The following is a 21107-nucleotide window of genomic DNA, read 5'->3' as shown; positions in this document are numbered from 1 at the left end:
CGCCTCACAGCCGGCTGTCCAGGGCGAGCCGCGAAGAGGACTCCGAGAGCACCTGCCGCAGGTGCCGCACGGCCGGCAGCCCCGGGTCGACGTCGGCGAGCAGCGCCTTCGCGCGGGTGACGACGATCGAGGTCCGATGCTCGGCCGGCACCTGTCTCAGCGCGTCGGCCGCGATCCTGCACGCCTCCTCGTGGTCCCCGTGCCTGGCCAGATGGCTGGCCTGGTCGAGCTGGATGAGAGCGGGGTCGATCGTGTGGAAGCCGGAGGAGAAGCCGTCGAGGCCGTCGAAATCGTCGGCGTCGCCCAGCTCGATCAGCGTCCCGGTCCGGTAGAACTTCATGCGTTTCTCGGTGAAGACGAAGGCCAGGTCGTCCTGGCTCATGCCCCGCATCCTCGCGAAGATCTGCTCGGCCTCCGCGAGGGCCAGCCTGGCCGCCTTGCCGTCCCCCATCCGGGCGAGCGCCCGGGCCTCGGCCGCCGCCGCGAGCGCCGCGGGAGAGCTCGGGGCCGATCCCGCGAGCATCCGGGCCTCCCTGGCCAGCCGTACGGTCTCGTTGAGGTCGCCGTAGTAGTAGAGCAACATCGTCTGCTGCGCCCGGACGAGGGCCCGCAACCTCAGGTCCCCGACGTCGTCGGAGGAGGCGCGGGCCGTGCCGTACCAGGAGTGGGCCTGGCGGGTGTCGCCCAGCTTCATCAGCGCGTCCGCCGAGAGCAGGGCCAGCATCGTCGTCGCGGTCAGCAGGCGGCGCTGCACCGAGGACGGCTGGCGGGCCGCGCTCAGCTTCCGCACGTCGGAGATCTCCAGCATGACGCGGCACAACATCGGCATCGGCGGCGTGGTCATGTACTCGCGGCGGTAGCGCAGCACCTGCTCGTCCAGCCGATCGAGCTGGTCCTCGGTCACGGACCCGGCGGCCAGGGTCCTGTCGATGTCGTGCCGGGTGCCCTCGACCTCGGCGAAGAACCGGCCGTTGGGCGTGCCGAGGAGCATGGCCTGGTGGAACAGCGCCCGCCGCTCGGTGTCGTCGCCGGCGTCCTCCAGATGGACGGTCTCGTCGGACTGGCCGGGGCCGACGACCACGACCTTCTGCCCGCCCTGGTCCTCGCAGTAGTCGGCGGCGAGGCCGAGCCGTACGGCATTGGCCCGGTAGAGCCGGGCCAGCAGGTCGATCGTCTGGGGGCGGGGCCTGGCCCGGTTGTTCTCCCAGGCGTTCAGCAGGTCGATGCTGGCGCGCGGCAGCCCGAGGGACTGCTGCTCGCAGAGGAACTCGAGCTCCTCTATCGCCTGCCTGGCCGACCAGCCGCGGCCGAGCCGGTGGGCCTTGAGCAGGCTCACACCGCAACATCCGTGGATCGCCTGGACGGTCTGCCAGAGCGTCCACTGACGGCCTTCGGCCTGCTCACGCCAGCGCCGGGCGCATGCGGGTGAATGCTCTCCACGGGCCATGTGCGTGCCCTCCGCAGTTGGAGTGTCGCCCCTGTACGAATGTTTCCCAAATGTAAAGCGAGGTGCACCCGGCCTCCCGCACCGTTACGTGTTCGTGGCCGGGGACCCGAGGATGTTCCACGGAATATCGATGAATTCCCTGGTTATTGCACGGTTTCGCCGATCGCCCCCGATTGCCGGGCGGTCTGGTCGGGTTCAGGCTTCCGATTGAAAGGTACCGACATCCCCTGGAGGCCGACCATGACGCCAGATCGCAGCGAGGCGATGGACCATCTGGAGCGGCTCGCCGCCCAGTTGGAGGCCCACTCGTTCCAGGTGCGCCTGACGGCGCCGGCGGGGCTGTATCCCCGCCTGCGCGTGATCAACCCCATGGCCCCCGCCATGGCCGAGGACGTCCTCGCGTCGAACGCCAGCGACGGCGAGTGGTGGTACTGGCTGTCCTGGGCCGGCCGCATCGGGCACGCCTCCGACGTCGTCACCGCCGCCGAGCGCATCGCGAGCGTCCTGCACGTCATCCGCCGCTAGCCGGGTCGACCCGCTCGGCCTGGAGACCCGGTCACCGCTGCTCGAGGACGCCGTCCACGTAGATGTCCATCTTCTCGTTGTAGAACGAGACGAGGCCGGCGATCTTCTGGCTCTCGGGCAGGGGTGTCGGATACGACCAGACGAGGTCCTTGCCCTCCCCGATCGACCAGTACTCGGCCGTGCCCTTGTACGGGCAGTGGGTCACGGAGTCGGAACGGGTCAGCAGGTCGAGCCTGACGTCGGTCTTCGGCAGGTAGTAGCGCGGCCGCAGCCCGGTCTCGAACAGGATCCGCGTGTGCTTCGAATCGGCGACCGTGACCCCGCCGACCTCCACCCGGATGTGCCGGGAACTCGGGAGGATGTCCACCCTCGTGTACGGATCACGCGGGTGGAAGAAGACCTCCTCGTCCTCCTCGAACCAGTTGTCCACGGAGTCCCAGTCGAGCCTGACGTGCCCGCGAATCTCCTTCAACGGGGCGTCGTCCCCATAGAGGAGGGCCGCGTCCCTCCGCTCCCCCAGGTCGTGGAGGAGTCCGTCACCCCGGCTCGGGGAGTGCTTGGTCCCGCCGGTCGCCTTGAGCGAGTCGGTGTCGACGTCGCCGACGGGGAAGTAGTAGGTCGGGTAGTGCGGGCTCTCCCAGACCAGGAGGGCGTGGGTGGTGTCGGCCACCGGACGCCCGTTCACGAAGGCCCGCACGCGCTTGGCCGTCGTCTCGACGCGGACGCGGCCCCGGTTCGTCGTCTCCATGTCAGCGCGAACCACGGGATGCCGTCCGCTTATTCCCCCTTCCGCACGTCTCACAATCCGCATTCCGCGATGTGCGCTCATGGGCCCGCGCACCGCTATCGACAGCGAGCGGATTAGTCGCTTACCCTCGGATAGGTGGGTCTTCGCCTTTACGATACGCGTCGTCGCATGGTCCGCGATTTCACCCCTCGAATTCCCGGCAGGGTATCGATTTATCTGTGCGGCCCCACCGTCGTCGTTCCTCCCCATGTCGGGCAGATCAGGTCGCAGGTGAGTTTCGACATTCTTCACCGCTGGCTGAGAAGCACCGGCCACAAAGTCCTGTTATGTCGGAACGTCACGGACATCGAAGACAAGATAATCAGCAGGTCCCTTTCCGAGGGGACGCCGTGGTGGCGGATCACCGGCCCCGTCTACCGGTCCTTCGCCCGTGCCTACGCGACGCTCGGGTGCCTTCCTGCCAGCGTGGAGCCCCGGGCGACCGGTCACATCCCCGAGATGATCGAGATGATCGAGGAACTCGTCGCCGCCGGCCACGCCTACGAGGCGGACGGAGACGTCTATTTCGCGGTCGATTCCTATCCCAATTACGGGTCGCTCTCACGACGGCAGGCGACGCATATGCGCGGCACCGAGGAGAACGAGCGGGGAAAACGCGACCCCCGCGATTTCGCCCTGTGGAAACGCGCCAAGCCGGGCGAGCCGGTCTGGTCCGCCCCCTGGGGCGAAGGACGGCCCGGATGGCACCTGGAATGTTCGGCGATGGCCCGCAGATATCTCGGCGGAGAATTCGACATCCACGGTGGCGGAGCCAATCTCATCTTTCCCCATCATGAGAACGAAATGGCCCAGTCACAGGCGGCGGGAGACGCGTTCGCGCGTTTCTGGCTGCACAACGGACCGGTCACCCATCGCGGGGAGAAAATCCGTAAACACGTGCGCAACCCGCTCGCCGTCCGGGCCGTACTCGATCGGATTCGGCCGGTGGAGCTCCGCTATTACCTGGCCGCCGCCCACTATCGCTCGCCGGTCGAATTCTCGGTCGAGGCGGTCGAGGAGGCGGCCGCGGCCTACCGCAGGATCGAACGGTTCGTGCTCCGGGTCGGCTCGTCCCTCGGCTCGCTTCCCCCGCAGTTCAGCGCGGCCATGGACAGCGACCTGAACGTGTCCCGGGCACTGGCCGTCGTCCACGCGGCGGTCGGCGCGGGCAACGCGGCGCTGAACGCGGGAGACCACGAAGGCGCGGCCGCGAAATGCCGTTCCGTGCGGGCGATGCTGAATGTCCTCGGACTCGACCCGATGAGCGAGATCTGGGCATCGGAAACGCGTCTCCAGGACGTCGCGGAAGCCGTTCTGGCGGTCGTGGCGAATCTCGCCGCGTCGAGCGCCCGCCAGGGAGATCACGAGCGGGCCCGGATCATGGAACGCCAGATAGAGATCGCCGTGAGAAAGCGCCGCCAAATCAAGCACTCCGCGCTTATCAGATAGCTCAGTGGCCGGTGACAGGGCACCGCGACCCTCAGGACTACGCTGCCCGGGTGAAGAAGATCCTCATCGACTGCGACCCGGGCATCGACGACGCGCTGGCCATCACCCTCGCGCACGGCAGCGCCGAACTGGAGATCCTCGGAATCACCACGGTCGGGGGCAACGTCTCGCTGCCGAAGACGACGGCCAACGCCCTGCGGCTCCGCGAGTTCCTCGGCTTCCCCGAGGTTCCCGTCGTCCCGGGGAGCCCGGGCGCCCTGCTGCGTTCCACGATCGACGCGTCGGAGGTGCACGGAGACTCGGGGCTCGGGGAGACGCGACTGCCGCCGCCGACCCTTCCCCCCGCGGACGGCCACGCGGTCGACTTCATCATCGACACACTGGCGTCCGCCCCCGGGGAGATCTCGCTCGTCGCCATCGGCCCGCTGACCAACATCGCACTGGCCGTGCGCAAGGAGCCCCGGCTGGTGGAGTGGGCACGCGAGTTCGTCATCCTCGGCGGCTCCTACACCCGGGGCAACTTCAGCCCGGCGGCCGAGTTCAACATCGCCGCCGACCCCGAGGCCGCGGCCATCGTGTTCTCCGCGGGATGGACGGTCACCATGATCGGCCTCGACGTCAGCCGCACCGCCCTCGCGACGATGGCCGTCGTGGACCGGATGCGGGAGATGGGACGGCTCGGCTCCGACCTGCTCGTCCCCTGCGCCGAGTTCTACGGGATGGTCACGGCGAACGACGGGCCCGCCATCCACGACGCGTGCGCGATCGCCTACCTCATCGACCCGACGCTGATCGAGATCCAGCAGGCCGTGGTCCAGGTCGAGACCATGGGGCGCTTCACCTCGGGGATGACCGTGGTGGACTTCCATCTGGGCGACCGGGCTCCCAACGCGCTGGTCGGCACCTCGATCGACACCGGACGCTTCTGGGATCTCATGCTCGGTACCTACGCGCAGGTAGCCGCGACGATCGCCTGAGTCGGCGAGCGACCCGTACGGCGAGCGTCTTCGTGCGGTGAGCGACCCGTACGGCGGGCGTTGTCGCGCGGTGAGCCTTGTCGCGCGGTGAGCGGCCCGCCACCGTGAATTAACGTGCACCGTCACGGCGTGAAATCCGGCGCTCCTACCGTCTGCCACAGGGAGGCGTCCCGCCGTATTCTGTCGACAATCGACGAAACCGTCACGAGATGAGGGTGAGCGTGCCGATCTCGACCCTGGGGGCGGCCGCGCTGTCCCACGGCTACCGGACCGGGGAGTTCACCCCGGCCGACATCGTCCACGAGGTCTACCGGAGGATCAGGGAGCGGGGCGACGACGGCGTCTGGATCAGCCTGCGTCCCGAGGCCGAGGTCCTGGCCTCCCTCGGCGATCCCGGTCTCCCCCTCTACGGCATCCCGTTCTCGGTCAAGGACAACATCGACGTGGCCGGGATGCCCACCACGGCGGCCTGCCCGGCCTTCACCTACCGGCCGCCGGTGTCGGCGCCCCTCGTGGACAGGCTCGTCGCCGCGGGAGCCGTCCTGATCGGCAAGAACAATCTCGACCAGTTCGCCACCGGCCTCACCGGGTCGCGCAGCCCGTACGGCTCCTGCGAATCGCCCCTCGTTCCGGGGCTTGTCTCCGGGGGGTCGAGTTCGGGGTCGGCGGTGGCGGTGGGCGCCGGCCTCGTCACCTTCTCCATCGGAACCGACACGGCCGGATCGGGCCGGGTCCCCGCGGTCATGACGGGCACGGTGGGCCTCAAGCCCTCGCGGGGCCTGGTGAGCACGCTCGGGATCGTGCCGGCCTGCGCGTCTCTCGACTGCCCGAGCGTGTTCGCGCTGTCGGTGGCGGACGCCGCGGCCGTGCTCTCGGTCATCGCCGGCTTCGAGCCCGCCGATCCGTGGTCACGGCCGATCTCCCCCCTGCCCGTCCCTTCCGGCGCCGGTGGGCGTCTGCGGATCGGCCTGCCGGACAAGGCGGAGTTCTTCGGGGACCGCGCCGCGGCGGCGGGCTTCGCCGAAGCCGCGGCGCGGCTCGCGGCCCTGGGGCACGATCTCGTGCCCGTCGACCTGAGTCCGTTCCTCGCGGCCGGGCGGCTGCTCTACGAAGGCCCGTGGGTCGCGGAACGGCTCGCGGCCGTCGGCGACTTCGTCGCTGCCCACCCTGACGACGCCCATCCGGTCACCGCGCGGGTCCTCGCCACAGGGCGGGACATCACCGGAGCGGACACGTTCCGCGGGCTCCATCGACTCCGTGAGCTTCGGGCCCTGACGCGGCGCACCTGGGCGGAGATCGACCTGCTCGCCGTCCCCACCGTGCCGACGACCTTCACGCTCGACGAGGTGGCCGCCGACCCCATCGGGCGCAACAGCATGCTGGGGCACTACACGACCTTCGCCAACCTCCTCGATCTCGCGGCCGTGGCCGTGCCCGCGGGGACGACCGCCACGGGCAGGCCGCACGGTGTCACCGTCCTCGCCCCTGCCGGTTCCGACGCCCTGCTCGCGGATCTGGCGGCGTCGTTCCACGCGGTCACGCAAAGGGACGCGGCCACGGAAGACGGCCCGGCCGCGAAAAGCGGCACGGGCGCGGTGAGCAGCCCAGGCGCGGCAGTGGGAAGCAACCCAGGCGCGGCCCCGGTGAGCGGCCCGGTCCTCGCCCCCGGCGGGGCGCTGCTGGGCGAGGCGCTGCTCGCGGTCGTGGGAGCACACCGCTCCGGTCAGCCGCTCCATCCTGAGCTGGCCGGACTCGGCGCGGTCGCCCGCGGCCTCGCCCATACGGCTTCCACGTACCGCCTCTACGACCTGGGCGACCGCCCCGGCCTCATCCGGGACTCCTCGGGCGGGCCGATCGAGGTGGAGCTCTTCCGCCTCACCCCGGAGGCGCTCGGCCGGCTGCTCGTGACGATCCGCCCGCCGCTCGGTCTCGGCACCGTCGAGTTGTCCGACGGGCGTCTCGTCACCGGCTTCCTGTGCGAGCCGTACGCCGCACCGGACGCCAGGGACATCACGTCCCATGGGAGCTGGCCCGCCTACCTCGCGGCCCGGGCCGTCTGACCCGCCGGGCCAGACGAACGAAGTGCGCACCGCGTCGACGATCCTGTTCTTCGTCTGTTCGGACCGCTGCCCCTTGACCCCGCCCATCTGTTTAAAGCACTACTTTAAAGTCCCATTCTCAACATCATCGGTTGCCACGCTGCCCCCTGACGGAGGTGCCCGATGGCCGTGTCCAGCGGCCTGTATCACGTCAACGACCTCGACGGCATCGAGGTCCGCCCCTACACACCGCAGAACCGCATATGAGATCACTCAGGCTCATCCGCCGCGGCGCGTGCGGCGTCCTGTCCGTCCTGTGCCTGGTCCTGGTCGCCGCGTGCGGCGCGGGCTCGGACACCCCCGCGGCGGACAACCTCGAATACGGGTACGCCCCCCGCCCGGACTCCTCGGTCGAGTACCAGCCGGACGTCGTGATCGTGAAGGGCGGCGGCTCGATCATCCGTTCCGTCAGCAAGGACGGTCTCACCTACACGATCGACGGAGGCGCCGACGGCGCCGGCGACGTACGGCCGGGCAAGGTCATGTTCGTCACGGGCGAGGCCGCCGGCCGCGTCGTCCGGGTGGAACGTTCGAACGACGACCTCGCGGTGACTCTCGCCCCCATCGAGCTGACCGACATCGTGCGCAACGGCACGTTCTCGGTCGACCAGCCGCTCGACGTCGAGGCACAGAGTTTCCAGACCCTGCCCGACCTCCTGGGGGAGGTCGACCCCGACACGGCCGGCCCCGACGACACGGTCTCCGTCCCCGAGAGCGACCCCTCGTCCGGAGGGACCGCCGCGCCCGCCTCCCTGCGTGGACGGCCCGCGAGCGGCTCCCGCGTGGTTTCCGCCTTCGCGCCGGCGGCCTCGTCCGGCACGGTGGCCCTCGCGGCTCCCGCCCTCCAGCTGGTCGCCCGCGACCGGCGCGCCCCGAGCCCGGGGCCGCAGACGCAGCCGGCCAAGGTAGGCCCCTGGGAGATCCTGGCGGCCAAGAGCCCGACCCAGCTCACCCTCCACGCCGACCACGCCGCGACGGCCAAGAAGGGCCTGAAGGTCGGCCTGGACGTCACGCTGCAGTTCAACGACCTGCGGATCAGGTCGAGCATGACCGTCGCCAACGGCACCATCGTCAAGCCCCAGCTGCAGTTGCTCGGGATCACGGGCATCGCCATGTCCGTACACGCGGGGGCGGGCGGCGGGTACACCGACAACAAGAAGGCGCGCATCGAACTGCCGGTCGAGCTCAAGCAGCCGATCCTCATCGGCGGGTTCCCCGCGACGCTCAAACAGACCTTCAAGCTTCTCGTCGAGACGGCGTTCTCCGCGAAGAACGGCACGATCTCCGCCGGCGGCGAGTGGGGGCTCAGCGGCCCGCTCGGGCTCGATGGCGGGACCGTCCTGACGCCCACGTTCTCGGTGCGCAAGAGCATCATGGACTCCATCCGCGGCGTCTCCATCGGCGTCGAGGGCATCGTCGTGGCCGCGGAGTTCCGTTTCGGCCTCATGGTCGGCCTCCCCGTCGCCGGGGCCGGGCCGTACGTGGGCGTCGTGGCCTCGCTCGGGCTGACGAACGGCTCGGCGGCGGGCCGCGTGGGCCTCCCCCTCGCCGGGCCCGCCGTGAAGTGCAGGGGGACGACGCTCGTCCTGACCGTGCGGGGCGGGGCGGGCATCAACCTCTCCGCCCCGCTCGCCAAGGCGATCGAGAAGACGCTGAAGGTCAAGGTCCCGGCGGAGAAGGACCTCCGCAAGAAGGACATCGTCAACCGGACCGTCACCCAACCAGACGTTCCACTCTGCAAGAGCTGAGGTCGACTTTCATGAACAGCCGATCAGTGCGTGCCCGCGTGTTCCGGTGGGCCACGGCGCTGTCCCTCGTCACCGGCGCCCTGGCGACCGCGGCCTGCGGCGCTTCCGCGGCGAGCCCCGCGCCCACCGCCACGGTGACGGTCACCGTTACCGAGGAGCCGGCCGCCGCCCCTTCGACACCGGACGCGGCGGCCGCTCCCGCGGGAGCCGTCGTCGCGTGCGAGCTCGTGACGCACGAGGAGGCGGAGAAGCTGGCAGGGACTCCGCTGGCCGACGGCGTCGCAGGCGACCCCAGCTCCTGCAGATACACCGGGCCGCCCACCGGGCCGACGGCGCAGGTGGAGGTGTACGCGGGCGACGGCGCGAAGAAGGTCCTCGACATCGACCGCACCCTGAAGCACAAGTTCACCCCGGTCCCCGGCGTCGGCGACGAGGCGTACTACGAGGACGGCATGGTCTTCTTCTTGAAATCGGGCACTTGGGTGGGGATCCGGCTCGTTCTCCTCACCGACCCGGAGGCGAACAGGAAACCGATGGAGGAACTCGCCGCCACGGCCGCCGGGCGACTTTGACGGCTCCGGGGGACGGGCGCCGGGCAAGGCCCCGTCTCCCGGCCACGTCGAGTGGCAGATCGAGCACGGCGACCTCGCCGTGTGGACCCCGCACCGCGCTCTCGGGCGCCTTCGTCAGATGAAAAGGATGGTGTCGCAGGCATGCGGCATTCTGTGAGCAAGGTGGTCACCGTCGTGATCGCCGGCGCGTTCCTGGCCGGATGCGGCTCGACGGCCACGCCCGGCGAGTCCAGTGCGTCCGGCGCGTCCACCAAGGCCAGTGCGGCCGCCGCGGCCGGGGACGGCCAAGGCAAGAAGGTGGGCTGCCCGCTCAGCGCGGAGTCGCTCGGCCAGGCGACCTCACTCAAGTGGGAGTTGCAGGAGCAGCTGTACGACCACCCCCTGGAGACCGCCGAGTCCATCAAGGCGACCGTCTGCCTGTTCACCAGCGCACAAGCGCCCCAGGAGGGCTCGGACCCGCTGGCCCTGCGCGCCGACGTCGTGCTCGGAGCCGACGTGGCCAGGGTCCGGCAGGCCTTCGGCGACTCGTGCTCCGGGTTCGGCGGGAAGCTGCGCGACTCCGGCAAGGGCGTCGTGTGCGAGAGGAACAAGGTCGTCGTGGAGGGGCTGGTCGGAGACGACGATCGCCTGGTGAACGTCTACCTGGTCAACGCCGACAAGGCGACGGCCACCAAACTGACCCCGCTCTTCGGCAAGATCGTCGCGTCGGTGGCCTGACCTCGGCGGCTACGGGCCTGTGAGTAAGGACGAATCCGCCACCGGGACATGACTTGAAACATTCCCACGCATTGTCCGAAACATAGCTTTCCTACCCTCCGGACATGGCGGACATATTCGACTCATATGCCCTGGCCAACGCATGGGACGAGATGTTCGAGCGGCCGGGCGTCCCCCGCCCGCCGTACCAGGCGCTGTTCGCGGCCCTGCAACCGCTGGGGGCGGACGAGCTCCGCTTCCGGGCCGACCAGCTCGCCCGGGTGTTCACCGATCGGGGCGTGACCTTCGACTATGCCGGAGAGGAACGCCCCTTCCCTCTCGACCTGATCCCGCGGGTCCTCGACGCGGCCGAGTGGGACCTGATCGCCCGGGCCGTACGGCAACGCGTCCGTACGCTGGAGGGGTTCCTCGACGACGTGTACGGCAGCCGCCAGGTGTTCCACGACGGAGTGGTGCCCTGGCGGCTGTTGCACTCCTCCCCGCACTTCCATCGGGCGGCCGACGGGATCCCCGCCCGTGTGCGCGTGCACGTCGCCGGGATCGACATCATCCGCGACGAATACGGCGACTTCCGGGTCCTCGAGGACAACGTCCGCACGCCGAGCGGGGTCAGCTACGTCCTGGAGAACCGGCTGGCCATGAGCCGCACGCTGCCCGCCCTCTTCGCGGAGCAGCGGGTGCGGCAGGTCGACGAGTATCCCGGCCGCCTGCTCGCCGCTCTCCGCAAGGCCGCCCCCGAGCACGTGGCCGATCCGACCGTGGTGGTCCTCACGCCCGGCGTCTACAACGCGGCCTACTTCGAGCACGCCCTCCTCGCCCGCCTGATGGGCGTGGAACTCGTCGAAGGCCGGGACCTGGTCTGCGAGAACAACCGCGTCTACATGGTGACCACACATGGCAAGCGTCCCGTCCATGTGATCTACCGGCGGGTGGACGACGAGTATCTGGACCCGCTCCATTTCCGCTGGGACTCCACCCTCGGCTGTCCGGGACTGGTCAACGCGGCGCGTTCCCGGAACGTGACGATCGCCAACGCCGTGGGCAACGGCGTGGCCGACGACAAGCTGATCTACACCTACGTCCCCGACCTCATGAAGTACTACCTGAATGAGGAACCGCTGATCGCCAACGTGGAGTCCTACCGTCTGGAGGATCCCGACACGCTCGAGTGGGCGCTCGGCAACCTCTCCGCCCTCGTGCTCAAGCCGGTGGACGGCGCCGGAGGCAAGGGCATCGTCATCGGCCCGAGGGCGTCCGAGGCGGCATTGGACACGCTCGCGACAGCCGTACGAGCGGATCCGCGGGGGTGGGTGGCGCAGCGGCCGGTGGCCCTGTCGACCGCGCCCAGCCTGATCGGCGACCGTCCGCGCCCGCGCCACATCGACCTGCGTCCCTTCGCGGTCAACGACGGGGACGACGTCTGGCTGCTGCCCGGAGGACTCACCCGGGTCGCCCTCCCGGAAGGAGAACTGGTGGTCAACTCCAGCCAGGGCGGCGGCTCCAAGGACACCTGGGTGCTGCCCGGCGAGCCGGCCCGTACGACTCCCGCCGCGGCCGGCGGCGCACCGCCGGTGCAGTGGGAGCCGAGCCGCAGCGCCGCCTGGGACGCCGAACAACAATGACGGGGGGACACGGGATGACGAGAGAGCTGCTCAGCCGGATCGCCGAGACGCTGTACTGGATCGGGCGGTACGTCGAGCGCGCCGACGACATCGCCCGGATCCTCGACGTCTCCCTCCACCGGGCCCTCGCCGGCGAGGAGGACGGCACCGCCGTCTTCGCGATCCTCGGCCACGACGGAGCCGAGCCGCTGACGACCGAGACCATGGTCGGGCGGCTGGCCTACGACTCGGCCGATCCGAGCTCGATCGCCGGGTGCGTGCGGGCGGCCAGGGAGAACGCCCGGGGAGTCCGGGAGATCATCTCCAGCGAGACGTGGGAGTGTCTCAACGTCACCTGGAACCAGTTGCCCGCCATGCGCGGCGCGGCCGAACGGCTCGGGCCGCACAGTTACCTCAGGTACGTCCGCGAACGGTCGGCGCTGTTCTTCGGCCTGGCGGACGCGACCATGAGCAGGGACGACGGGTGGCGGTTCATCGTGCTCGGGCGCAGCCTCGAACGGGCCGACATGACCTCCCGCCTGCTCGCCGTCCACCACTCCGCCGTCTCCGGATCGCCCGCGGCGACCTCCGAGCCCGCGACGTGGCGGCTGCTGCTCGAGGCCTGCGGGGCGGACGAGTCGTTCACCCGGACCCATCGGGGCGACAGGGCCAAGGTCCTGGAGTTCCTCCTGCTGGACCGGCTGTTCCCCCGGTCGGTCATGCACGCCCTGGCGACGGCCGAGCAGTGCCTCGCCGAACTGGCCCCCCACCACGACCGTGCGGGCATGACCGACTCGGCGCGGGCCGCGATCGGCCGGGTCCGCATGGGGCTGGAGTACGCCGACGTGACATCGCTGCAGGACCAGCTTCCGCAACTGCTCATCGCGCTGCAGGAGGCGGGGACGGCCGCCGCCCTGGCGATCACGGATCGTTTCTTCCAGCAGACCGCCCCCACGAGCTGGGTGAGAGGAGGCTCCTCATGGGCTGGCGTGTGAAGATCAGGCATGTCACCGGCTTCGAGTACGACGGAACGGCCTCGGCGTCGTACAACGAGGTCAGGATGACGCCACTGGACGACGGCAGGCAGAACACCCTGGAGAGGCGGCTGATCGTCCGGCCCGCCACCCCGATCTGGACCTACGTCGACCACTGGGGCACGCTCGTCAGCGTCTTCGACCTGCCGAAGGCCCACACGTCGCTGACGATCGAGTCGGTCAGCAGGGTGGAGACGGCCGCCTCCCGTCCCCGCGGTAAGCCGCTGAGCTGGGGCGAGCTCCGCACGGTCGACGGGCCGGTGGCGGAGATGCTCCGCCCCACCGCACAGAGCTCGATCTCCCCGGAGCTCGCGGCCACGGTCCGGGAGCACGCCGAGGGACACGACCCGCACGAGACGGCCGAGGCGATCGCGTGGAGCGTGAACGACCGGGTGGCGTACACACCCGGGGCGACCGGCGTGCTCACCAGCGCCCAGGAGGTCTGGGATCAGGCCGTGGGCGTCTGCCAGGACATGTCCCACCTCACCGTCGCCCTGATGCGCGCGGCGGGGATCCCGGCCCGATACGTCTCGGGATATCTCCATCCGCAACGGGAGGCCGAGATCGGCCGCCGCGTCGTCGGCCAGAGCCACGCCTGGGTCGAGTACTGGACCGGCGAGTGGGCCGCCCTCGATCCCACCAACAGGACGGAGGTCGGGGAGGGACACGTCGTCGTCGCCCGCGGCAGGGACTATTCGGACGTACCACCCCTCAAGGGCGTCTACCAGGGGCCGCCCGCCGAGAACCAGGAGGTGACGGTCGAGGTGACCCGGCTGGCATGAGGCCCTACGAAGGGTTTGCGGGCGCCTGCGGAGTACAAGAACAAGAAGTGAAGCGGAAATGGCCTGGCGAGGATAATCCCGATGATTTCGTGGGAATCATGACACCAAGAGTTTGAGAGGAGGGCAGCCCCCGATGAAGAAGTTGCAGATCATTCCCCGGCCCCGGCCACCGAAGCACCCCGAGCCCGTCGACCTGCGCACCCCTTCGGGCAAGGTCCTCCCTTTTTGAGAGGCCCCGGCTTCTCAAAAGGGTCCGGACGTACCGGGGAGGCCCCGGCTCGCTGAGGAGGTCTCAGCCGCCAGCTCGTAGCAGCGGCCGAAACCCTCCAGAACCGCGGGCCAGGAGGACTTGACCGGTTCGGTCTCCCGGTTGTGACCGGCGATGGCATGGCGCAGCTCGCTGTCTCGCGCCAGTGTCGCCACCGAGGTGACCAGCTCGTCGAAGGTGCGCCCCAGCAGGCCCTCCTTACCGGGACGGACGAAGTCGGCCACACCGCTCTGCATCCGGGCCACCACGGGGATCCCCGCCGAGCGCGCCTCCAGGGCCGCCAGCCCGAACGACTCCCGTGGCGCCGGGGCAACGAAGACGTCGGCCGAGGCGAGCAGCACCTTGATCTGCTCCCTGCTGAACCGGCCGGGAAGCGACACCCAGTCCATCCCCCGGGCCCGCAGGTACCGCTCCATGCGTCCCCGTGCGGGCCCGTCTCCCACGATGGTCGCCCGCATCGCGATCTCGTCCGGCACGCGGCCACGCGCCGCCTCCAGCAGTTTGAGCAGCCGTATCGGCTGCTTGCGCGGGGCCAGCCGCCCCACCGCCACCACGTGGACCGTCTCCTCGTGCGCCGGCTCACCGGTGGGGCGCCAGGCCGAGACGTCGAGCCCGTTCGACACGACGAGGACGGGCACGTTCGGCCCGGCCACCGCCCTGATCGGACGGGCCGCGGCCTCGCTCACGGCGGTGGCGACCAGACCCCAGCGGCGCCACCGGAAGACGCTCTGCAACGCCCGGTAGCCGCCCCGCGTCACGGGATCCCACATGCTGTGGACGGTCACCACCACCGGCAGGCCCGCGCGCACGGCGGCGCGCACGCCCATCCAGGCGAACGGCGAGGCCGCCCCCGCGTGGACGTGGACCACGTCGGGCCGCCGCGCCGTCATCATCCGGAGCAGGTGCGTGGTTCCACGGGGGTGCACGGGCAGGTCGAAGGGCAGGGAGGCCACCACGCGGTGCACGCCGGGCAGGCTCTCCCCGGGCGTCGCCGTGGCCACCTCGACGTTGTGGCCCGCCTCCCGCTGCACTCTGACGAGGTCAGCGACCTGCACCTCGATTCCCCCGAGTCGTGGGAGGTAGCAGTCACTGACGTGAAGGATCCTCACCGGGCCAGCGTGACAGAGCGCGCGTCGCCCATCAAACCGCCGGTGCGCCCCGGGAGGGTGGACCGTGAGCGTGAACCGCCACGTGGGATCATGGGGCAGGGACTGGGACAACATTTCGTGGAGCACGATGACAACGTTCGGCGTAACGGGATGAAAACGGCGGTGTTCTTCCACGCCCATCCGGATGACGAGGCCCTGCTGACCGCGGGGACCATGGCGATGCTGGCGGACGAGGGGCATCGGGTCGTGCTCGTCGTCGCGACCGCGGGAGAGCGCGGCCTCGCGGAGCTCCCTCACGGCGAGGAGCTCGGCAAGGCGAGGATGGACGAGCTGCGCAGCTCGGCGGCGGCGCTCGGCTGCGCCCGCGTCGTTCAGCTGGGATACGGCGACTCGGGCCTGGCGATCGACGGCGGAATGGCGGACGACCGGGCGGACAACGCGTTCATCGACGTCGACATCGAGGAGGCCGCGCAGCGACTCGCCGCGATCCTCAAGGAGGAGACGGCCGACCTGGTGACGATCTACGACCCCTCCGGCGGCTACGGGCACCCGGACCACGTCCAGGTGTACCGGGTCGGCAGCCGGGCGGCCGAGATCGCCGGGACGCCGATCGTGCTGGAGGCAACGGTGAACCGGGACTGGCTCGTCAAGGGAGTGCGGCTCGCGGCCCGTTTCTATCCGGCGCTCGACGTCAGGAGCTTCGAGAGGGCCTACTCCGCCGGGGAGACCATCACCCACCGGGTGAACGTCCGCAGGCACACCAGGGCCAAGCGGACCGCCATGGCCGCGCATGTGAGCCAGGCCAGCGGCGGAAACGGGGACCGGACGCTCGGCGCCATGCTCAGAATCCCGGCGCCGATCTACCGGTACGTGTTCGGGACCGAATGGTTCGTCCAGCGGGGGCTGCCCCCTGGCACCCGCCTCAGGCATCCCTTCGGCAACCCCTAGGGGACCCGATCATCCGTCAGGATGATTCCAGGTAACCGATCTCCCGGCACACTTGAGGCGACCAAGGACGACTGGGGGCATCTCGAGTGAACAACAAGTGGCTGCGTGTCGCGCTGTCCGCGCTGTCCCTTGCGCTGGCCGTCGCGCTCGTCGTCTACCTGCCCTGGATCGTGCACACGCTGACCGGCGCCAAGGTCAGCTGGCACGAGATCGGGCGCGAGTTCGGCAGGCTGAGCTGGCACACGGTCCTGCTGATGACCGTGTTGTGGCTGGCGAGTCTCTGGGCGTACACCTTCGTGATGACCTCGGCGCTGCCCGGTCTGAGCCACCTCCAGGCACTGACCCTCAACGCGGCGGGAAGCGCGGTCAGCAACCTGCTCCCGTTCGGCGGCGCGGCGGGGGTCGCCCTCACCTTCGGGATGACCCGCGGCTGGGGGTTCGCCAACCGGCCCATCGTGGTCTACACGCTGGTCACGGGTATCTGGAACTCCCTGTTCAGGTTCCTGCTGCCGGCCGTCGGCATCGCCGGCCTGCTGATCGCCGGCAAGGCCACCAACCCGACCGTCGCGAACGCCGGATGGGTCGGGGCCGCGTCCATCGTCGGCCTGGTCGCCGTCGTGGCGGCGGCCCTCTACTGGGACCGTGCCGCGGCGGTCCTCAGCCGGGCGCTCGACGGGCTCCTCCGGCTCGCCCCCCGCCGGTTCCGGCCCGCCGAGCACGCCGCCTCCGCGGCGATCGACCGGCTCCGCCGGGACACCGCGGAGATCATCCACCGGAAGTGGCTGGGACTTTCGCTGGGCATGATCGCCTTCCTCGCCCTCCAGTGCGCGATCATGGCCTGCTGCCTCGTGGCGACCGACTCGTATCCCGGCCCCGCGGAGACGATCGCCGTCTTCGCGCTGAGCCGCGTGCTGACCTCCGCCGTCATCACGCCGAGCGGTGCGGGGATCATGGAGGGCGGCGTGGCCGCCCTGCTGATCGGCGCCTTCGGGCAGCCCGCGAGCGGAGCGACCGCGGCCGCCATCCTGTTCGGCTTCTGGACCTACACGATCGAGATCCCCTGGGGCGCGCTGGCGCTCGGCGCGTGGTCGCTGCTCCGCAGGCGCGAGAACAGGTCGACGGAGGACCGGCGGACACCGGCCCGCGCGCAGACGACGTGACCGTCCCGCGAGAGCGATGATGCCCGGATCCGGAAAGACCTTGTGCCCCCTTCGCGGGCGCGCATACCGTTACGGCTGACATGTGTGGGCAAGTGGCAGCGGACGCGTACGACGCACGGCGATCGCCCGGGCGTGCACCCCTGACCATCCGTACGGCCGGGCGCGGGACGAGCGCCCGATGAGTCCGGTCACGTTCCGGGTCCTCGGCCCGGTGGAGGCCGACGGCGACGCCGGCCTCATCGACCTCGGCGGCCTGCGGCAGCGTGCCGTCCTCGCCCGCCTGCTCGTCGCACGGGGGCAGGTCGTTCCCGTGGACACGCTGCTGTTCGACCTGTGGGACGACGACGCCGCCAAGGGGGCGCAGTCGGGGCTGCAGGTCTACGTCTCGCGGCTGCGCCGCGTGCTCGAGCCGAACCGCCCGCGCGGCGGGCCGAACCGCCTGCTGGTGACGGTGGCCTCCGGCTACGCCCTGCGCACCGCGGCCGAGCAGGTCGACGCGCTGCGCTTCGAGGCGACCGTCCGCTCGGCCGGGGAGTGGCTCGATGACGACCCCGCCTCGGCCAGGGCCAGGCTCGGGTCCGCCCTCGGGCTGTGGCAGGGCACGCCGTACTCCGGCTTCGCCGACCAGTCGTGGGCCGAGGCGGAGGTGGCCAGGCTGAGCGAACTCCGGCTCGTGGCCCGCGAACGGCACGCCGACGCCGGGCTGCGGATGGGCCTGCACGCCGAGACCGTTCCCGACCTCGAGGCGATGACCACCGAGCACGCCCTGCGCGAGGAGGGCTGGCGGCTGCTCGCGCTCGGGCTCTACCGGTGCGGGCGGCAGGGAGACGCGCTCGCCGCGATCCGCAAGGCCCGCACGATCCTCTCGGACGAGCTCGGCATCGACCCCGGCCCGGCGCTGCGGAAGCTGGAGTCCGGCATCCTGTCGCAGGACCCCGCACTCGACCTCGCCGCACCCGCGGCCCGCCGGACCACGGAGATCGGCGCGACCTGGCCGCCCCGGTCGTTCGAGGCGGTGGACCTGCCTCCGCTGGAGCCCGAGCCCTTCATGGGCCGCGACGGCGAACTGGACATGTTGCGGGCCGCGGCGCCGCGTGCCGGGGCAGGCCGGTTCACCGTCGCCGTCGTCAACGGTGACCCCGGCGCGGGCAAGACGACGCTCGTCCGCCAGTTGTCCGGCCTGCTGGAAGACGGCGGCTGGATCGCGGCCGCCGGCGGCTGCCCGGACAGCAGCGCGACACCTCCCGGCTGGGCGTGGGTCGAGGTGCTGCGGGCTCTGGTCGCGCGGCGCGGTGCGGGCGAATACGCCGCCCTGCTGGCGCCCCTGCTCGACGACGCGGCGCCGGACACGGGAGACGACGAGGCGTCGGGTGGATTCCGCCTCCACCGGGCGGTCGGCGGCTACCTGTCGGCGGTGGCGCGCGAGGCCCCACTGCTGATCGTCCTGGAGGACCTGCACTGGGCCGACGACCAGACGCTCGCGCTGCTGCGCGCGCTGCCCAGTCTGCTGGCCGCCAGCCGGGTGCTGATGGTCGTGACCTGCCGTGACGGCGAGCTGAACGACCAGCAGCAGGACGTGCTCGCGGCACTGGCCAGGCTGGGGCCCGTGCGGGTGGGCCTCGACGGGCTCGACGACGCGTCGGTGGCCGAGCTGGTCAGGGCGACCTGTGTGCACGACGTGGACGACGAGGTCGTCACCACGATCGTCGAGCGGGCCGGCGGCAACCCCTTCTTCGTCAAGGAGACGGTCCGCCTGTTCGAGGCCGAGGCCGACATCTCCGAGGTGCCGTCCGGGGTCCGCGACGTCCTGCGCCGGAGGATCGCCCGGCTACCCGAGCGGGCGCAGCAGGTGCTGCTCCAGGCGGCGGTGATCGGGCGCGACGTCGACGTCGACGTGCTGGTCGACGTCTCGGGCGACGAGGACGCGGTGGTGGACGCCGTCGAGGCCGCGCTGCTCGCCGGGCTCGTCACCGAGCCGGGCACCGGCCTCCTCCGCTTCGACCACGACCTGGTCAGGGACACCCTGTACTCCGATGCCTCGCGGTTGCGCAGGTCCCGGCTGCACGCGGCCGTGGCGTCCGTGATCGAGCGGCGCAATCCGGGCGACGTGGCGGCGATGGCCCACCACTACGACGCCGCGGGCACCGCGGACAGCGCGGCGAAGGCCGGCTGGTACGCCGGGCTGGCGGCCGAGCAGGCCGAGCGTCGGTTCGCGCATCGCGAGGCGGCGTCGTTGTGGCAGCAGGCCGTCACCGCCCTCGACCGCGCTCACGGCGGACACGGCCCCGTCAGGGAGCGGCTGGAGCTTCAGCTCAGGCACATCAGGGCGCTGGCCCTGGGCGGCGACATGACCGCCGCGCGCGGCCTGCGGCGGGAGGCCATGAACGTCGCCCTTCCGCTCGGCGACATGGAGCTGACGGCGCGGATCGCGGCGGCCCTCGCCGTCCCGCACAAGGGGATCGCCCGCGACTTCACCAGGACCGCCTGGGAGATCGTCGACGTCACCGAGAAGGCCCTGGTCGAGCTGCCTCCGGGCGAGCAGTCGTTGCGGGCGAGCCTGCTGGCCACGCTGGCGCTCGAACTGGAGGGCTCCGCCACCCAGCGCGGATACCAGGCGTCGCTGGAGGCGGAGGAACTGGCCCGGTCGAGCGGCGACCCGGCCCTGCTGGCGGTGGCGCTCAGCGGCAGGCTGCGCCAGTCCTACACGATGACGCAGGTCGACGAGCGGGAGACCATCGGCCGCGAACTGCTCAGGGTCGGCGCGGAATCAGGACAGATCGCCGTCCGGGCGCTGGCCCACCTCGTCCTGCTCGAATGCGCGGCGGCGCGCGGCGACTTCGCCGAGGCAGACGGGCACCTGGCGGAGGCTGAGTCGCTCGGACGCCAGTACGACCTGCCGGCCCCGGCCGCCGTCGGCGCCTGGTACGCCGGACAGCGCCTGATGATCACCGGCGACTACGCGGAAGCCGAGCGGGCCTACCGCAACGCGGCCAGGCTGACGGCCCGGGCGGGCATGCTGGAGGGCCGCCAGGACCTGCCGCTGATCGCGACCTTCTGCCTGCACCTCGTGGACGGGCGCGCCGCCGAGATGGCCGAGCCGCTCGCCGAGGCGCACCAGCGGGGAGCCAAGTGGACGCTCGACGCCTACGCCGTAGCGCTCGCGTCCGCCGGCCACCTGAAGGACGCCCAGGTCATCGCGACCGGGCGGGAGCCGGTGCGCACCGACTTCCTCTACGAGCTCGCGCTCATCTGGCGGGCGCTCGCCGGGATGCTCCTCGACGACGCCGATCGGATGAAGGAGGCCTACGAGAAGCTCGTGCCGTTCCGCGACCGCATCGCCGGAGCGGGAACCGGCGTGGTCGCCCTGTGGCCGGTGGCCAGGACTCTCGGAGATCTCGCCGTACGGCTCGGCCTGCCCGCCCGTGAGCACTACGAGACGGCCCTCGGGGTGGCGGAGCGGGTCGGCGTCCCCCGCTGGATCGACGAAGCCCGCCAGTCCCTGCCCACCTGAGTCGTGATCATGCACAGGTTCGGCGAAGGTGCTGTTGACGTGCACAAACCCAGCCCGTGATCATGCACGGATTCGGGCTCTTGCCGAGTGACCTGGTCAAACCGTGAGCGTGATCATGCGCGCTTTCGGAGATCGGGCTGTCGACCTCGGACGATGACGACCGTGATCATGCAGCGGCGGGCTCGTTGCATGATCACGCGGTGAATGCGCCCTGGTGGTGGGGTGATTCCCCGAACCTGCGCATGATCACGAACTCGGGATCCGCAGGTCAAGGGCCTTTCGCCGAACCTGTGCATGATCACGGCGGGGGTTTGGGCTTGTGGATGGGCCCTTCGCAGAACCTGTGCATGATCACCACCCAAAAGGGCCGAGG

At 70.7% G+C, this 21107-nt stretch carries 16 protein-coding genes; 13 read left to right on the top strand and 3 right to left on the bottom strand.

Going from position 1 to position 21107, the window contains the following annotated elements; all coding sequences use genetic code 11:
- Nucleotides 1-4 precede the first annotated feature (4 nt).
- A complete protein-coding gene (locus Psi02_RS06245; RefSeq protein ID WP_203972487.1) occupies nucleotides 5-1447 on the bottom strand; it encodes an NsdA family TPR-like regulatory protein in 1443 nt (480 codons plus the stop codon).
- Between the two features lie 240 nt (nucleotides 1448-1687).
- Here Psi02_RS06245 and Psi02_RS06240 point away from each other — a divergent pair, with 240 nt between their 5' ends.
- Nucleotides 1688-1972 carry a hypothetical protein gene (locus Psi02_RS06240; RefSeq protein WP_203972486.1) on the top strand — a complete coding sequence of 95 codons (285 nt, stop codon included), beginning with the start codon at nucleotides 1688-1690 and terminating at the stop codon, nucleotides 1970-1972.
- Nucleotides 1973-2003: 31 nt separating this feature from the next.
- Here the strand turns inward: Psi02_RS06240 and Psi02_RS06235 are convergent, their stop codons facing one another.
- Nucleotides 2004-2735, bottom strand: coding sequence for a DUF427 domain-containing protein (locus tag Psi02_RS06235; RefSeq protein WP_239094653.1), 732 nt, complete (start codon nucleotides 2733-2735; stop codon nucleotides 2004-2006).
- 120 nt (nucleotides 2736-2855) lie between these two features.
- On the opposite strand from Psi02_RS06235, the gene cysS reads away from it, so the two are divergent.
- The 9 genes from cysS to Psi02_RS06190 all read left to right on the top strand — a co-directional run bounded on the left by cysS (nucleotide 2856) and on the right by Psi02_RS06190 (nucleotide 13738).
- The gene (cysS, locus tag Psi02_RS06230) at nucleotides 2856-4208 is read left to right on the top strand and encodes a cysteine--tRNA ligase (RefSeq protein WP_275415149.1); all 1353 of its coding nucleotides are present in this window, start codon (nucleotides 2856-2858) and stop codon (nucleotides 4206-4208) included.
- 50 nt (nucleotides 4209-4258) lie between these two features.
- The gene (locus Psi02_RS06225; RefSeq protein ID WP_203972484.1) at nucleotides 4259-5185 is read left to right on the top strand and encodes a nucleoside hydrolase; all 927 of its coding nucleotides are present in this window, start codon (nucleotides 4259-4261) and stop codon (nucleotides 5183-5185) included.
- Between the two features lie 221 nt (nucleotides 5186-5406).
- Nucleotides 5407-7245, top strand: coding sequence for an allophanate hydrolase (gene atzF / locus Psi02_RS06220; RefSeq protein WP_203972483.1), 1839 nt, complete (start codon nucleotides 5407-5409; stop codon nucleotides 7243-7245).
- A gap of 242 nt (nucleotides 7246-7487) precedes the next feature.
- Nucleotides 7488-9032, top strand: a complete 1545-nt coding sequence (locus Psi02_RS06215; protein ID WP_203972482.1) for a hypothetical protein — start codon at nucleotides 7488-7490, stop codon at nucleotides 9030-9032.
- An 11-nt stretch (nucleotides 9033-9043) separates the two neighbouring features.
- Nucleotides 9044-9604: a hypothetical protein gene (locus Psi02_RS06210; RefSeq protein WP_203972481.1), complete on the top strand. Its 561-nt coding sequence runs from the start codon at nucleotides 9044-9046 to the stop codon at nucleotides 9602-9604.
- Nucleotides 9605-9745: 141 nt separating this feature from the next.
- Entirely contained in the window at nucleotides 9746-10321 is a 576-nt protein-coding gene (locus tag Psi02_RS06205) for a hypothetical protein (RefSeq protein WP_203972480.1), read from the top strand.
- 104 nt (nucleotides 10322-10425) lie between these two features.
- The gene (locus Psi02_RS06200; protein WP_239094652.1) at nucleotides 10426-11943 is read left to right on the top strand and encodes a circularly permuted type 2 ATP-grasp protein; all 1518 of its coding nucleotides are present in this window, start codon (nucleotides 10426-10428) and stop codon (nucleotides 11941-11943) included.
- A gap of 14 nt (nucleotides 11944-11957) precedes the next feature.
- Complete coding sequence (locus tag Psi02_RS06195) at nucleotides 11958-12917, top strand: alpha-E domain-containing protein (protein WP_239094651.1); 960 nt, start codon at nucleotides 11958-11960, stop codon at nucleotides 12915-12917.
- Nucleotides 12902-13738 carry a transglutaminase family protein gene (locus tag Psi02_RS06190; RefSeq protein ID WP_203972479.1) on the top strand — a complete coding sequence of 279 codons (837 nt, stop codon included), beginning with the start codon at nucleotides 12902-12904 and terminating at the stop codon, nucleotides 13736-13738. The genes Psi02_RS06195 and Psi02_RS06190 overlap by 16 nt, the downstream gene beginning before the upstream one ends.
- Before the next feature lie 243 nt (nucleotides 13739-13981).
- Here the strand turns inward: Psi02_RS06190 and Psi02_RS06185 are convergent, their stop codons facing one another.
- Nucleotides 13982-15115 carry a glycosyltransferase family 4 protein gene (locus tag Psi02_RS06185; protein WP_203972478.1) on the bottom strand — a complete coding sequence of 378 codons (1134 nt, stop codon included), beginning with the start codon at nucleotides 15113-15115 and terminating at the stop codon, nucleotides 13982-13984.
- Between the two features lie 150 nt (nucleotides 15116-15265).
- On the opposite strand from Psi02_RS06185, the gene Psi02_RS06180 reads away from it, so the two are divergent.
- The 3 genes from Psi02_RS06180 (at nucleotide 15266) to Psi02_RS06170 (ending at nucleotide 20734) form a co-directional block, all read left to right on the top strand.
- Nucleotides 15266-16063 (top strand): PIG-L deacetylase family protein, encoded by a 798-nt coding sequence (locus tag Psi02_RS06180; protein ID WP_239094650.1) that lies wholly within the window; start codon nucleotides 15266-15268, stop codon nucleotides 16061-16063.
- A gap of 86 nt (nucleotides 16064-16149) precedes the next feature.
- Nucleotides 16150-17223: a lysylphosphatidylglycerol synthase transmembrane domain-containing protein gene (locus Psi02_RS06175; RefSeq protein WP_203972477.1), complete on the top strand. Its 1074-nt coding sequence runs from the start codon at nucleotides 16150-16152 to the stop codon at nucleotides 17221-17223.
- A gap of 178 nt (nucleotides 17224-17401) precedes the next feature.
- Complete coding sequence (locus tag Psi02_RS06170) at nucleotides 17402-20734, top strand: ATP-binding protein (RefSeq protein WP_203972476.1); 3333 nt, start codon at nucleotides 17402-17404, stop codon at nucleotides 20732-20734.
- Nucleotides 20735-21107 lie beyond the last annotated feature (373 nt).

Origin of the sequence: Planotetraspora silvatica (genome assembly GCF_016863315.1) — a bacterium.
In the GTDB taxonomy this organism is placed as follows: domain Bacteria; phylum Actinomycetota; class Actinomycetes; order Streptosporangiales; family Streptosporangiaceae; genus Planotetraspora; species Planotetraspora silvatica.
Note: the sequence above shows the minus strand (reverse complement) of the source record. Positions and strands in the feature narration are given on the sequence as shown.

Coding starts and splice junctions, on each gene's coding strand:
- Psi02_RS06170 (WP_203972476.1), top strand. CDS start 17,402: ATGAGTCCGGTCACGTTCCGGGTCCTCGGCCCGGTGGAGGCCGACGGC.
- Psi02_RS06215 (WP_203972482.1), top strand. CDS start 7,488: ATGAGATCACTCAGGCTCATCCGCCGCGGCGCGTGCGGCGTCCTGTCC.
- Psi02_RS06240 (WP_203972486.1), top strand. CDS start 1,688: ATGACGCCAGATCGCAGCGAGGCGATGGACCATCTGGAGCGGCTCGCC.
- Psi02_RS06195 (WP_239094651.1), top strand. CDS start 11,958: ATGACGAGAGAGCTGCTCAGCCGGATCGCCGAGACGCTGTACTGGATC.
- Psi02_RS06200 (WP_239094652.1), top strand. CDS start 10,426: ATGGCGGACATATTCGACTCATATGCCCTGGCCAACGCATGGGACGAG.
- Psi02_RS06245 (WP_203972487.1), bottom strand. CDS start 1,447: ATGGCCCGTGGAGAGCATTCACCCGCATGCGCCCGGCGCTGGCGTGAG.
- Psi02_RS06190 (WP_203972479.1), top strand. CDS start 12,902: ATGGGCTGGCGTGTGAAGATCAGGCATGTCACCGGCTTCGAGTACGAC.
- Psi02_RS06180 (WP_239094650.1), top strand. CDS start 15,266: ATGAAAACGGCGGTGTTCTTCCACGCCCATCCGGATGACGAGGCCCTG.
- Psi02_RS06205 (WP_203972480.1), top strand. CDS start 9,746: ATGCGGCATTCTGTGAGCAAGGTGGTCACCGTCGTGATCGCCGGCGCG.
- Psi02_RS06210 (WP_203972481.1), top strand. CDS start 9,044: ATGAACAGCCGATCAGTGCGTGCCCGCGTGTTCCGGTGGGCCACGGCG.